Origin of the sequence: Ruegeria sp. HKCCD7255 (assembly GCF_013031565.1) — a bacterium.
Lineage (GTDB): Bacteria > Pseudomonadota > Alphaproteobacteria > Rhodobacterales > Rhodobacteraceae > Ruegeria.
Genome location: NZ_WQAG01000003.1, coordinates 255550 through 268388 on the forward strand (window position 1 = coordinate 255550; position 12839 = coordinate 268388).

The following is a 12839-nucleotide window of genomic DNA, read 5'->3' on the forward strand; positions in this document are numbered from 1 at the left end:
GGCACTGCCCATTGCACGCCTGTCACGCGGCTGAGGCGCCGTCACTATCAACCGTGATCAGCCGGTAGAGGTGCCAGCTGGCATGACCCAGCAGCGGCAGCACCAGAAACAGACCCAGGAACCAGGGGATCATCGCCACGAAAGTAAAGACCGCGATCAGCAAACCCCAGATCAGCATCACTTTCAGATTGTCCCGGACATAGGAAAAACTCGCGATCATGGCCGAGACGAAATCCAGCTCGCGGTCCAGCAGCATCGGGATCGACAACACGGTGATCATATAGAGCACAAGGGCAAAAACAGCGCCCACCGCTGTTCCGACCACCAGCATGGTCAACCCGTTGGGCGTCAGGAACACTTGCAGCGACGAGGACACATTGGTCATGGTCGACAGCCCCATGAACAGCGCAAAGATCATGTGGCCAAGAAAGAACCAGAACAGGAACATCACCACGATGATGGCACAAATCGACGGCAGCTGCCGACGGCTTTGCTGCAGGACAACTCCGAAGATTGCCTTGAACTCCAAAGGCTCACCCTGTTCCAATCGGTGCGATACCTCATAAAGCCCCACGGCGGCGAAAGGGCCCAGCAGTGGAAACCCGATGGCCGCCAGAACCAGCCAATAGGATGTGCCGGTTTCGAGCGTGACCCAGGCCATGAGCCAGCCCGTGATGACGTAGAAGCCCGCAAACAGCAGACCAAAAACCGGCGCGCGGCGCAGATCGGCCCAGGCCATATGCAGCGCCTGTTTCAGCATCCCCGTATTGGCCGGGCGCAGGTCTGGGACCCCAAAGGATTTATCCATCACCCTGTTCCTCCTCCCTTAGAATTCCGCGTCACAAGGCCGGTCTGGTTTGCGGCCATTGCGTCCCCGCATGGTAGGCGGCGCCCATCGACAAGATTCGCGCGTCCGATCCGCGCGGCCCGCAGAGCTGTACGCCCATGGGCAGCCCCGCTGCACCAAAGCCTGCAGGAACCGAGAGACAGGGCAAGCCGATCAGGCTGACAGGTACGACCACCTGCATCCAGCGATGATACGTATCCATCGCCTGCCCCGCGATCTGCGTTGGATAAGGCTGATCGATCTCAAAGGGCCAAACCTGCGCCGAGGGCAGAACCAGTGCGTCATAGCGCTCGAACAGTTGAACCGCCGCTTGGGCCCACTCGGACCTGATGACAGTGGCCCGATGCACATCCATCGCCGACAAGGCCAGGCCCCGATCCAGCTCCCATTGCGCGGTGTCTTTGAGCGCCCCCCGCTGCGCAGCCAAGGGGACCAACCCCGCTGCCACGCTCCACGAGCGCAGGGTTATCCAACTGTCCCACAGCCGTTCGGCCTCAAAAGGAGGTGCCACGGGTTCAACAACTGCGCCCAGGTCGGAAAACACCTGCAACGCCTCAGCGCTTAACTCCAGAATCCCCGGCTCAAATGGCAGCGCGCCCTCCCAATCCCCTAACCAGCCGATCCGCACCCCCGTGAGGTCTGCAGCTTGCACAGGCGAAACGGGTGCCGTTTCAACCGACAAGGGCTGGCGCGGGTCTGCACCCGAGATCACGTCCAGCAGCAAACCAATATCTTCCGGGCTGCGCGCCATCGGCCCAAGCGTCGAGAGCTGATGCAAGAACACATCTCCGACCGGCTCGGACGGCACCCTGCCCCAGCTGGGCCGAAAGCCGTAGACGTTGTTCCATGCCGCCGGATTGCGCAGGCTGCCCATCATGTCCGACCCGTCCGCGAGGCTCAGCATCCCCGTGGCCAACGCCACCGCCGCCCCACCCGAAGACCCGCCGCAGGACAGATCCAGATCATAGGGGTTGCGCGTGGCACCATAGACCGGGTTGAACGTGTGGGAGCCCAGGCCAAATTCAGGCGTATTGGTCTTGCCAATAAGGATCGCGCCTGCCGCCCGCAAGCGCGCCGCCAGCAGATCATCGCGCGCAGGCACATTGTCTCGAAACAATGGCGAACCCTGGGTCGAGGCAATGCCGGCCACATTCACCAGATCCTTCACCGCAATCGGCAGCCCGTGCAACGGGCCTTTCGCTACGCTTTTGTCAGCGGCCTGCGCCTCTGCCAGCAATTCCTGCGCATCCCGCAAAGCTACAACGGCATTTACCCGGGGATTCACCGCCTCGATCCGATCCAGCGTTGCGCGCATCAGTTCCTGCGCCGACAGGCGGCCCGCTGACAATTCGCTCAGCAGCTGGGTGGCAGAGGTTCGGCTTAGATCCATGAGGGCTCCACTTGGAAAAGACTGGTCCTTCAAACCAGCCTAGCCAAGCCCTTGCAGCAAGAAAACCCGTTGTTTGGATGTATGTTTTTGCCGGTCAGCCTACTCAACCCCGATCCGCGAAAACGGGCCAAAGAAACCTCGGTCGCTTAGCGCAGCAGAGCTCCCAGCCGACCTCAGTCGCCCTGCGCCTCGGACCGGCTTTTGCCCGCAACGTCCAGGGCCAGCGTTGCGGCCATGAATTCATCCAGATCCCCATCCAGCACCCCTTTGGTGTCCGAGGTCTCGTGATTGGTCCGCAGATCCTTGACCATCTGATAGGGCTGCAACACGTAAGAGCGGATCTGGTTGCCCCAGCCCGCGTCACCCTTGGCCTCGTGGGCTGCGTTGATATCGGCGTTCCGGCGGTCCAGTTCCTGCTGATAGAGCCGTGATTTCAGCGCCTTCATGGCGATATCCCGGTTCTGGTGCTGAGACTTTTCCGAGCTTGTCACAACAATCCCGGTAGGAATATGTGTGATCCGAACCGCCGAGTCGGTCGTGTTCACGTGCTGTCCACCCGCGCCTGACGACCGGTAGGTGTCGATGCGAATGTCCGAAGGGTTCACTTCGATCTCGATATTGTCGTCCACCACCGGATAGACCCAGACAGAACTGAACGAGGTATGCCGCTTGGCTGCCGAGTCAAAAGGCGAAATCCGCACCAGCCGGTGCACGCCGGATTCTGATTTCAACCAGCCATAAGCGTTATGCCCCGAAATCTTGTAGGCGGCGGATTTGATCCCCGCCTCTTCGCCCGCTGTCTCGGATTGCAGCTCGACCGTATAACCCTTTTTCTCGGCCCAGCGCACATACATCCGCGCCAGCATCGAGGCCCAGTCGCAGCTTTCCGTCCCACCCGCGCCCGAGTTGATCTCAAGGAAAGTATCGTTGCTGTCCGCTTCGCCATCCAGCAACGCCTCCAGCTCTTTCTGGGCGGCCTTGTCCTGCAGCGCTTTGATGGCGGCTTCGGCGTCCTCCACGACGTCCTGGTCGTCTTCCATCTCACCCAATTCGATCAGTTCGATATTGTCGCTGAGATCGGTCTTGATCGACTCGTAGGTCTCGATCGCGTCCACCAGCATCTGGCGTTCGCGCATCAGCTTTTGTGCGTTTTCGGGATTGTCCCACAGGTTGGGGTCTTCGACCCGCGCGTTGAATTCCTCAAGCCGGTGCGGCGCGGTTTCATAGTCCATGCGCTGCGCCAGCAGCTCCAGCGACTTTTCGATTTCCACCACAATATTCTGGGTTTCCGCGCGCATGGTCTTGTCCCAACTTGCTCAATCAGGCCTGCGTGATAGCAAGAGGCGTGAGGCACCACAAGACAGGCAGGACGCGAATGCAGGGCACAGCCCAAGAGTTTATGACCGAATGGTACCTGACCGAGATTTGCCACATCGCCGATACCGGGCACGCACAGGTCTGGAAGGTCAGAACGCAGCGCGGCCAAGAGGCCGCGCTTAAGGTCTATCGGCGCGCAGATATGGGCAATGAAGGCCCCGGTCTACACCTGTTGGAGCGCTGGCAGGATCGCGGTGCGGTGGAGATTTTGGCGCTGGCGCAGAACGCGGTTCTGATGGGCTGGCTTGAGGGCCCCACACTGGGCGATATCGCCCGCAATGGCGCGCCTGACCGCGCCGCAGAGATGCTGGCCGAGACGGCCCGGCGCCTGCATCAGGGCCCGCCCCCGTCTCAAGCCGGGCTGGAACCGCTGGAGAAGACCTTTGCCGCGATGTTTGACTGCCAGTTTGCCTCCGACTGCCCCGCCGGATTGAAACAGGACATGACGCGCGGGATGGCGCTTGCACGCGCGTTGCTGAACGGAACCGAGCTCAAACACCCGCTGCATGGCGATCTGCATCATGACAACGTGATCGTCACGGATGCTGGACTGCGGGTCATTGACGCCAAGGGCTATGTCGGCGATCCGGCCTTTGAACTGGCCAATGCGCTGCGCAATCCCAAAGGGTTGGAGGATCTGATGCGTCAGCCAGATCATATCGAGCGCTACCTCACGCTCTACGCCGATGCCATGAACGCAGCGCGTGCGCGCGTCGCGAAATGGGCGGCGGCCAAGTGCACCCTGTCGATCTTCTGGCGTTCGGGTGGCACCCTTTCAGGCGACCGCGAGGCTGATCTGCTGAACCTGCTTTTGGCAGTTGCCGATCAATAAAGACCGCCTGTGCTCAGATCCCCTTGCGAGGCATTGGGGGCAACGATCACGGTTTCCCCGGTCGAGGTCTGAACCTGAACACCTGCGCGCTGAACCTCTTCGAACAGCGGCAGATCCGAGCCGATGGCAAAACCGCCATCATAGATCCGGTCGATAAATCCATCCACGCCGTCGCGGAAATACTCGGCCACGACATAGTCGCCGGTTGCGTCCGGTGGCAGACGCGCACCGCTGAACCGGTCGATCTTGATGAAATGGCCACCGGGCGGCACTTCGAACGGGCCACCGCCATATTTCTCGACCGCTTTCTCCATAAAGCTCTGGAAGACGGGGCCACACAATGTGCCGCCATAGGCCCCCCGCCCCATCGGACGCGGACGGTCATATCCGATATAGCAGCCTGCGACGATGTTCGACGTAAAGCCAATGAACCAGGCGTCTTTGGATTCGTTGGTTGTGCCGGTCTTGCCTGCGGTTGGCACCGGCAGATCGATTTGCGACGAGGCCGTACCGCGGTCGACCACACCGGTCATCATCGATGTCAGCTGATAAGCGGTGATCGGGTCCATCACCTGCCAGCGATCCGTAACAATGCGTGGCGACTGATCAGGCGCGATCCAGCCCGAGTTACAATCCACGCATTCACGATCATCATGGCGGTAGATCGTCTTCCCGAACCGGTCCTGAATGCGGTCCACCAGCGTAGGTTCGACCCTCTGACCACCATTGGCAAACATCGCATAGGCGGCCACCATTTTGTAGAGCGTCGTCTCTTCAGAGCCCAGCGAGTTGGCAAGAAACGCACCCATCCGGTCGTAGACCCCGAACCGTTCCGCATAGCCCGCCACAACCGGCATCGTGACCTCTTGCGCTAGACGGATCGTCATCAGGTTGCGCGATTGTTCGATCCCGGTGCGCAGCGGTGTTGGGCCGTAAAACTTGTTCGATGAGTTCTTGGGCCGCCAGAGGCCCTGCGGTGTGTTCACCTCAATCGGTGCGTCCACAACGATGGTGGCGGGGCTGTATCCGCTGTCCAGCGCGGCGGCATAGACAAAGGGTTTGAACGATGACCCCGGCTGGCGTTGCGCCTGGGTGGCGCGGTTGAAAACGGTGTCCTGATAAGAAAACCCACCTTGCATCGCCAGAACTCGGCCCGAGTTCACATCCATCGCGACAAAGCCGCCCTGGACCTCGGGCACCTGGCGGGCGGACCACTGGCCCTCTTCCCCGGCCATCACAAGGATCACGTCGCCGCGTTTGAAATTGTCAAAGAAGTTGCCTTGCATCCACTGGATGTCCGAGCGCGGAATGACGCCATCGGCGGGGCCATCCTCGATCCCGACGGTCAGGCTTTGATCCGCCACCTCCAGCACCACCGCCGGATACCATTGCGTTGGCAGTTCAACATCGCGCGGAATCTTCACAAGCGACAGCGCTTCGCGCCACTGCGCCTCATCTGCCAGTTGCTCTTCGGCAATCACCTCGCCAGTGCCGCGCCAGCGGCCGCGTGACCGGTCGTATTTCTGCAATGCGGTGCGCAGCGCCTTGGCGGCTTCGACCTGCATTTCTTCATCGACCGAGGCGCGCACGGTGAAGCCTCCGGTAAAGAACTCGCCTTCACCAAAGTCTTCGCTCAGCTGACGGCGGATTTCGTCGGTGAAATAATCGCGTGGCGGCAGGGCCGTACGGAAGCTTTCGAAATCACCGTTCTGGACCGAGCGCAATGGCATCTCGACCTCGGTCTCATACGTAGCCTGGTCGATATAACCGTTCTGCTGCATCTCGCGCAGAACATAGTTGCGGCGATCCAACAGCCGCTCTTTCCGGCGCACCGGATGAAAATCCGACGGAGCTTTGGGCATCGCAGCAAGGGTCGCGGCCTCATGCGGTTCCAGCTCTTGCAGGGTCTTGTTGAAATAGGTCTGCGCCGCGGCGGTCACACCATAGGAGTTCTGACCCAGAAAGATCTCGTTCATATAAAGTTCGAGGATCTGTTCCTTGTCCAACGTGTCTTCAAGCCGCGTGGCCAGAATGATCTCTTTGATCTTGCGCTCGGCCTGACGGTCACCGGACAAAAGGAAGTTTTTCATCACCTGCTGGGTGATGGTCGACGCACCGCGCACGGTACCACCTTTGGTGCGCACAGCTTCGACACCGGCGGCCACGATACCGCGCGGGTCATAGCCGTGATGGGAATAGAAATTCTTGTCTTCGGCAGAAATAAAGGCCTGCTTCACCAGATCCGGGATTTCCTCGGCAGGTGTAAACAGACGGCGTTCCTGAGCAAACTCGTCAATCAGCTTGCCTTCACCCGAATAGATCCGGCTGATCGTCGGCGGTTTGTATTGCGCCAACGACTCGTGGCTGGGCAGATCGCGCCCATACATCCAGAACACACCGCCCACGGTCAGGGCGGTCATAAAGATACCCAGAGTGATGAAGCTGAACAGCCCACCGAAAATCGAAAGAATGAACCGGATCACGTTACTGCCTTTTCTTCGCGGTGCCGTCTATATAAGGGCGCCCCGTGTCAGGGTCAAAACACGAAACGCTGCAAGGCTGAATTACGCCGCCCCGTCGTTGCACTGTCATTGCCCGATCAACGCCCGCCGGACCTGATCTTCGTGACGCCATTGGATAAGCCCCTGTGTCAACCCTGTGGCCATGCGCGCACGCCACTGGGCGTCGCGGATATTCGTCAGATCGCGTGGGCTGGACAGAAAGCCAAGCTCGACCAGTACCGACGGGATATCAGCCGCCTTTAGCACCGAAAAAGACGCGGCCCGGATCGGTCGGTTGTTCATTGGCCCGCCCTGTTGCGCCATACCATCGGCCAGCGCATGTGCCAAAGCGTCGGTGCGCGGCTTGGTCTCGCGACGGGCCATATCCAGCAACACATCGGTCACCTGGTCGTCCGTCCCGCTCAGGTCAATGCCCGAGATCAAATCACCGCGATCATGACGTTCGGCCAGTTTCACGCTGGCCACATCCGACGCCTCATCTGACAAGGTATAGACCGCAGCCCCATGCGCACGCCCTTCGGACAGGATATCCGCATGAAGCGAGATGAACACATCCGCACCCGCACGATGCGCCAGCGCGATGCGGCGTTCAAGCGAGACAAAATGATCGTCGCCCCGAGTCAGCGACACCTCGAACCCACCCGCGCGCAACAGAGCCTCGCGCAGCTCGCGAGCGAAGGTCAACATCAGCGTCTTTTCATCCGAACCGTCGACCTCGGCCCCCGGATCAATGCCCCCATGCCCGGGGTCGAGCATGACATGCACCGGGCGTACACCTTCCATCAAAGGCAACGCGGGGGCCACCGACGGCTCGGGCAGGTCCCAGCCCGGTTGACGCGGCGCACCTGCGCTTGCAACGAAACTGTCGAAATCCGTGCCGGTCAGATGCAGGGCCAACACAGCTTGCCCGCTAGCCTCGTCGACCCGCATATCCGCAGACGAGACCATCAAAGGGGCCCCAAGTTCCAGCACCATACGCGACCATCCCGGAACATAGGCGCCATATTGCACATCACTGATCCGGTCGGATTGCAGAAATCCATCGCGCTTCAGCCCTGTCCAGTCGACCTCTTGGAAGTCCAGCACCATGCGATATGGATCTTTGAGCGTGAATACACGATAGGGAACGCCCTGGCTAAGACCCAATTGCACCCGAACGCCGGATCGGCCTTCGTTGGAGATATGGCTCTGTTCGGGCAAAACCCGCGCCAGCGCGTTGAAATCATGCGCGAAAGCAGCAGAGGTCAACGCCCAGATCAGGGCGAATGCGTAGAAAATCCTGCTCATGGCCTCAAGTTTTCCCGAGATCGTTTGAAGGCAAGTCTACCGCAATTCGCGCGCGTTGTGAACGCCCTAAGCTTGTTCGGCAATCACCCCGCGTTCGGCCATGAACCGTTGCAGACGGGCCAAACCTTCTTCGATATCCGCCGTGGCGCGCGCGTAGGAAAAGCGCAAGGTCTTGTGCCCGCGCACCGGGTCGAAATCCAAGCCCGGTGTCACCGCGACCCCGGCCTTGTCCAGTATCTCGGTCGCAAAGGCGCGGCTGTCCTCTGTCAGGTCGGACACATCGGCATAGACATAAAAGGCGCCATCTGGAGGTGCGATATTGCTGAACCCGGCCTTGGGCAAGCCGTCCAGCATAAGTGCGCGATTGCGGCGATAGACATCCAGATTGGCCTGCAACTCATCTTCGCAGTCCATCGCCGCAAGCGCCGCCACCTGACTGGCGTGGGGCGCGCAGATGAACATGTTCTGCGCGATCCGCTCGACGACGCGCACCTGATCTTCGGGCACCACCATCCAACCCACACGCCAGCCGGTCATCGAAAAGTATTTCGAAAACGAGTTTATCACATAGCACTCATCCGTCAGTTCCAGCGCCGTGACCGCCTTGGCCTCATATTCCAGCCCATGATAGATCTCATCACTGATGAAAGACGCCCCCTGCCCTTGCGCAGCCTCGATCAGCGCTTTCATCGCCGCATGGTCCAGCATCGTGCCGGTCGGATTGGCCGGAGAGGCCACCATCAGCCCTTGCAAGTTCAAATCCGCGAAATCACCAGGCACCGGTTGCAAGCGGTTTTCCGGCGCGGTCGGCAAGTCCACTGGTTCCAGCCCCAAGGCTGACAGGATCTGCCGGTAAGACGGATATCCAGGCGCGCCAATGCCCACCCGGTCACCACTGTCGAACAGAGCGGTGAAAGCCAGCAGAAATCCGCCGGACGATCCGGGCGTGATCACCACCCTGTTTGGATCAAGATCGACATTGTACCACTCACCATAAAGTCGTGCGATCCGCTGGCGCAGTGCGGGCAGCCCTAGCGCCACGGTATACCCCAGCGTATCCTGCTGCATCGCCTTGGCCAAAGCCTCAACCGCCTTTTTGGGTGCGCCGGTCCCGGGCTGGCCGACCTCCATATGGATCACGCTGCGCCCGGCCTCTTCGGCGCGGCGTGCGGCTTCCATGACATCCATCACGATGAATGGATCGACCTTGGACCGGGTTGAGTTTCTCATGCCCATCTCTCATGTTGTTGCCATGGCTTTTGACCGCGTATCCCGGCCCGCGTCAATCCCGGCGCTGCTGCTGGCCATTCTTCTGTGGATGGCCTCGGTTGTGGGAAGCGTTGCGCAAAGCCTGATCCGCGATGCCGATATCGAACACGGGCTGCGCGAACTGGCCTTTCCCATCCTACGCGCTGCCGGGCTGAACACAAACCGCGTGCAGGTCATCGTGGTCAATGATGACACGTTCAACGCCTTTGTCATCGACTACAACACCATCTATGTGCACTACGGGCTGATCCTGTCAGTCGAAACCCCAGAGATGCTGCAAGCGGTGATCGCCCATGAGGCCGCGCATATCGCCAACGGTCATCTGGCGCGCCGGGCCGAAAACCTGCGTGCTGCTCAGCGCAATGCATCACTTGGCCTTGCGGTGGCCATCGCAGCCGCTGCCGCAGGTGGAGGTGAGGCCGCTGCCGGCATCGCTGCTGGTACGCAATCCTCGGCCCTGCGCAGCTTTCTCAGCCATACACGGGCTGAAGAAGCCGCCGCCGACCGCAGTGCTGCCAGTTATTTGCGCTGGGCCGGGATATCCCCCATGGGCATGGTCGCCTTGCACCGCAAATTCGCAGGGCAGGAATTGCTGAGCGAGGCGCGGCGCGATCCTTACATGCGCTCGCACCCCACTGATCGCGACCGCCTGCGCGCGGCCGAAGCGTTTTTGGACGAGTTTGGAGATCGCGCAGAACCCAATGCCAATGCCGATTACTGGTTCGCGCGAGTGAAAGGGAAACTTTCAGCCTTCCTGCGGTCCCCCAGTTGGACCTTGCGCCGTGCTGCCGAAGAGAGCAACCGCGATATTCGACTGATGCGCGAAGCAGCGGCCCACCACCAGAACCGGGATCTGAGCCGTGCGCGAGCTGCCATCGACGCAGCATTGGAAATGCGCCCCGATGACCCATATTACTATGATCTGAAAGGGCAGATCCTGCTGGAGAACCGTCAAGTGAGCGAAGCCATTACAGCCTATGGCGATGCCGTAAAAATGGCACCGACCAACGCTTTGATCCTGGCGGGGTATGGCCGGGCTCTGCTGGCGGGTGGCGACACCAAAGCGGCCCTGCCCGTGTTGGAAAAGGCCCGCGCCCGAGATGATCGCAATCAGCGGTTGCTGCGCGATCTGGGAACGGCCTATTCGCAGCTGGGAAATAACGGCATGGCCTCTGCCGTGACCGCAGAACGATATGCGCTGCAGGGCCGGTTGGCCGATGCGGGCATCCATGCCAAACGCGCTGTCCGGCTGCTGCCCGAAGGATCTCCGGGTTGGCAACGGGCCCAGGATGTGTTGATTGCATCAGAGCGCGCCGAGAAACGGAAAAGGAAACGGAAATGATCCTCAAACACGCAGCCCCGGCCCTGGTGGGTCTTTCCTTGTTGTCAGCCCCTGCCCAGGCGCTGGACCTGAACGCCATGAGCGACGCCGAAAAAGCCGAGTTTGGCGCGCAGGTCCGCGAATACCTGCTGGAAAACCCGGAAGTGATCATCGAGGCGATCAATATTCTGGAACAGCGCAACGCTGCAGCCGAAGCGCAAGCCGACAAGCTGCTGGTGGCCGAAAACGCTGAGGCTTTGTTCAATGACGGCTATAGCTGGGTGGGTGGCAATCCCGATGGTGACATCACCCTGGTCGAGTTCATGGATTACCGCTGCGGTTTCTGTCGCAGGGCCGTGCCCGAAATCGCCACGCTCTTGGCCGAAGACGGCAATATCCGGCTGGTGATCAAAGAACTGCCCATTCTGGGCGAGGCTTCGGTGGCCTCTGCCCGCTTTGCCGTGGCCACCAAACAGGTTGCCGGTGACGACGCCTATAAACAGGTCCATGACGCTCTGTTGGAGTTCACTGGCGAGCCCAACGAAGTGTCCCTGCGCCGTATTTCAGAGGGCTTGGGCCTGGACAGCGACGCGATCATCGCCGCAATGAACAGCGATGAGGTCACCGCAGAAATCGCCGAAACCCGCGAGTTGGCACAACGCATGCAGATCTCGGGCACCCCGTCTTTTGTTCTGGGCACCGAGATGCTGCGCGGCTTCCTGCCCGCCGATCAAATGCTGGAGATCGCCAACGGCGTCCGCGCTGAACAGGGGTGATGGGATTGGGATAGCTTCACCCCCCGAAAGGGCCTACAAGCTTGGTTCTGGAAACGGCGAACGGTGATGCAGTTTTACGCTAAACCCAAGTTTGCGATTTCTCCATTGGTGCGTGCGGTTAGGTATCCGTTAGAATGAGTAGCGGTGTAAAATCGCACAGTTTCACTAGCGGTCTCCAAAATACTGCCCCCACCTTTGACGGTACATGAAACTCAAGCCCGCAGCATAAGCGTCGCTAGATCGGTAATCTCACTCTGTGACAGCAGGTTGTGCTCTGGAAATGGCATCATAAGGCGGCCGATTGCGGCCCAGTACAATAAGCGCGCGCGCGGCGTGGCTTGGGCTTTGGCAATCCCGCTTTTGACAAGCAAGTTTTCGGCCACCTTAATTCGGGTGTTGTCGACCTTCTCAACCTCTTGCGCGACCAAGGGCTGAACGGTCGCCCAGGACCGGACAGCGCGTTCCAACTGCTCGCCCGAGCGCAATGTCTTTTGCAACAAATCATCCAGCGCGGCTTTCGGGTCAGTTGCCTCTTGGGCCGCGCGGATCACGGAGTCACTTGTGTTTCTTGACCAATGGGCAATCAGCGCTTTGTGAAACTCATCCAGACTTGGAAAATGATGATAAAAGCTGCCGCGCGTTACGTTCAGCTTCCGCGATAAGGGTAACGCCTTCAAAGCGGTATACCCCTCTAGCCTCAGTTCGTTCAGCGCAAGATCCAGCCAGTCTTCGGTTGTGAGTGCTTTGGGTTGCATTGGCCTAACATACAGTTATGTATGTAGGACGCAACATACACATGTGTATGCTGATTGTCCAAACCTCAGGAGGCTCTGATGAACCGCGCTTTTACCAATATCCTAACCGGCAATGTCGAACAGACGGCAGAGTTCTACGAAGACCTTCTCGGGCTGAAAAGAACCGGTGATTTCGGTTGGTTTGTCCGTTTATCGCACGAGGATAAGCCCGGTTTTGAACTGGGCATACTGAACAAGGATCATGACACCATACCGGAAGGCGTTGCCAAGACGCATGGTGGCTGCATCTTCACCTTTGTGGTCTCGGATCTGGACGTCGTCGTTGCAAATGCGCAGGCCATGCAGGCTGACATCATTCAAAAGCCGACGGACCTGCCCTATGGGCAAAGACGTCTGATGCTACGCGACCCCAACGGTACAGCCGTCGATATCAGCGCGCCAATCCGATAGCCTTGAACGGCGG

11 protein-coding genes are annotated in these 12839 nt (G+C 59.8%); 4 read left to right on the top strand and 7 right to left on the bottom strand.

All coding sequences use genetic code 11. From position 1 onward, the window contains the following. Positions 1-22: 22 nt before the first annotated feature. The 3 genes from GOX45_RS07965 to prfB form a co-directional block, all read right to left on the bottom strand. Positions 23-808 carry a DUF2189 domain-containing protein gene (locus tag GOX45_RS07965; protein WP_171099676.1) on the bottom strand — a complete coding sequence of 262 codons (786 nt, stop codon included), beginning with the start codon at positions 806-808 and terminating at the stop codon, positions 23-25. A gap of 31 nt (positions 809-839) precedes the next feature. Beyond that, entirely contained in the window at positions 840-2237 is a 1398-nt protein-coding gene (locus tag GOX45_RS07970; protein ID WP_171099678.1) for an amidase, read from the bottom strand. Positions 2238-2410: 173 nt separating this feature from the next. Beyond that, positions 2411-3535, bottom strand: a complete 1125-nt coding sequence (gene prfB / locus GOX45_RS07975; RefSeq protein ID WP_171099680.1) for a peptide chain release factor 2 — start codon at positions 3533-3535, stop codon at positions 2411-2413. A gap of 77 nt (positions 3536-3612) precedes the next feature. Between prfB and GOX45_RS07980 the strand changes: the two genes are divergently transcribed. Further along, a complete protein-coding gene (locus tag GOX45_RS07980) occupies positions 3613-4446 on the top strand; it encodes an aminoglycoside phosphotransferase family protein (RefSeq protein ID WP_171099682.1) in 834 nt (277 codons plus the stop codon). Here GOX45_RS07980 and GOX45_RS07985 read toward each other — a convergent pair. The 3 genes from GOX45_RS07985 to GOX45_RS07995 all read right to left on the bottom strand — a co-directional run bounded on the left by GOX45_RS07985 (position 4440) and on the right by GOX45_RS07995 (position 9485). Then, entirely contained in the window at positions 4440-6929 is a 2490-nt protein-coding gene (locus GOX45_RS07985) for a PBP1A family penicillin-binding protein (protein WP_171099684.1), read from the bottom strand. The genes GOX45_RS07980 and GOX45_RS07985 overlap by 7 nt on opposite strands. Positions 6930-7034: 105 nt before the next feature. Further along, the gene (locus GOX45_RS07990) at positions 7035-8255 is read right to left on the bottom strand and encodes an N-acetylmuramoyl-L-alanine amidase (RefSeq protein WP_171099685.1); all 1221 of its coding nucleotides are present in this window, start codon (positions 8253-8255) and stop codon (positions 7035-7037) included. A gap of 66 nt (positions 8256-8321) precedes the next feature. Beyond that, positions 8322-9485: a pyridoxal phosphate-dependent aminotransferase gene (locus tag GOX45_RS07995; protein ID WP_171099687.1), complete on the bottom strand. Its 1164-nt coding sequence runs from the start codon at positions 9483-9485 to the stop codon at positions 8322-8324. Here GOX45_RS07995 and GOX45_RS08000 point away from each other — a divergent pair. Together GOX45_RS08000 and GOX45_RS08005 are read left to right on the top strand one after the other, a co-directional pair. After that, complete coding sequence (locus tag GOX45_RS08000) at positions 9484-10866, top strand: M48 family metalloprotease (RefSeq protein ID WP_171099689.1); 1383 nt, start codon at positions 9484-9486, stop codon at positions 10864-10866. The two genes, GOX45_RS07995 and GOX45_RS08000, sit on opposite strands and share 2 nt — an antisense overlap. Then, positions 10863-11621 carry a DsbA family protein gene (locus GOX45_RS08005; protein ID WP_171099690.1) on the top strand — a complete coding sequence of 253 codons (759 nt, stop codon included), beginning with the start codon at positions 10863-10865 and terminating at the stop codon, positions 11619-11621. Before GOX45_RS08000 ends, GOX45_RS08005 begins: the two co-directional genes overlap by 4 nt. A 212-nt stretch (positions 11622-11833) precedes the next feature. On the opposite strand, the gene GOX45_RS08010 is transcribed toward GOX45_RS08005, so the two are convergent. After that, positions 11834-12376 (bottom strand): TetR/AcrR family transcriptional regulator, encoded by a 543-nt coding sequence (locus GOX45_RS08010; RefSeq protein ID WP_171099692.1) that lies wholly within the window; start codon positions 12374-12376, stop codon positions 11834-11836. Positions 12377-12454: 78 nt separating this feature from the next. Here GOX45_RS08010 and GOX45_RS08015 point away from each other — a divergent pair, with 78 nt between their 5' ends. Further along, positions 12455-12826, top strand: a complete 372-nt coding sequence (locus GOX45_RS08015) for a VOC family protein (RefSeq protein ID WP_171099694.1) — start codon at positions 12455-12457, stop codon at positions 12824-12826. The last annotated feature ends 13 nt before the right edge of the window (positions 12827-12839 follow it).

Coding starts and splice junctions, on each gene's coding strand:
- GOX45_RS07965 (WP_171099676.1), bottom strand. CDS start 808: ATGGATAAATCCTTTGGGGTCCCAGACCTGCGCCCGGCCAATACGGGG.
- GOX45_RS07970 (WP_171099678.1), bottom strand. CDS start 2,237: ATGGATCTAAGCCGAACCTCTGCCACCCAGCTGCTGAGCGAATTGTCA.
- prfB (WP_171099680.1), bottom strand. CDS start 3,535: ATGCGCGCGGAAACCCAGAATATTGTGGTGGAAATCGAAAAGTCGCTG.
- GOX45_RS07980 (WP_171099682.1), top strand. CDS start 3,613: ATGCAGGGCACAGCCCAAGAGTTTATGACCGAATGGTACCTGACCGAG.
- GOX45_RS07990 (WP_171099685.1), bottom strand. CDS start 8,255: ATGAGCAGGATTTTCTACGCATTCGCCCTGATCTGGGCGTTGACCTCT.
- GOX45_RS08000 (WP_171099689.1), top strand. CDS start 9,484: ATGCCCATCTCTCATGTTGTTGCCATGGCTTTTGACCGCGTATCCCGG.
- GOX45_RS07995 (WP_171099687.1), bottom strand. CDS start 9,485: ATGAGAAACTCAACCCGGTCCAAGGTCGATCCATTCATCGTGATGGAT.
- GOX45_RS08005 (WP_171099690.1), top strand. CDS start 10,863: ATGATCCTCAAACACGCAGCCCCGGCCCTGGTGGGTCTTTCCTTGTTG.
- GOX45_RS08010 (WP_171099692.1), bottom strand. CDS start 12,376: ATGCAACCCAAAGCACTCACAACCGAAGACTGGCTGGATCTTGCGCTG.
- GOX45_RS08015 (WP_171099694.1), top strand. CDS start 12,455: ATGAACCGCGCTTTTACCAATATCCTAACCGGCAATGTCGAACAGACG.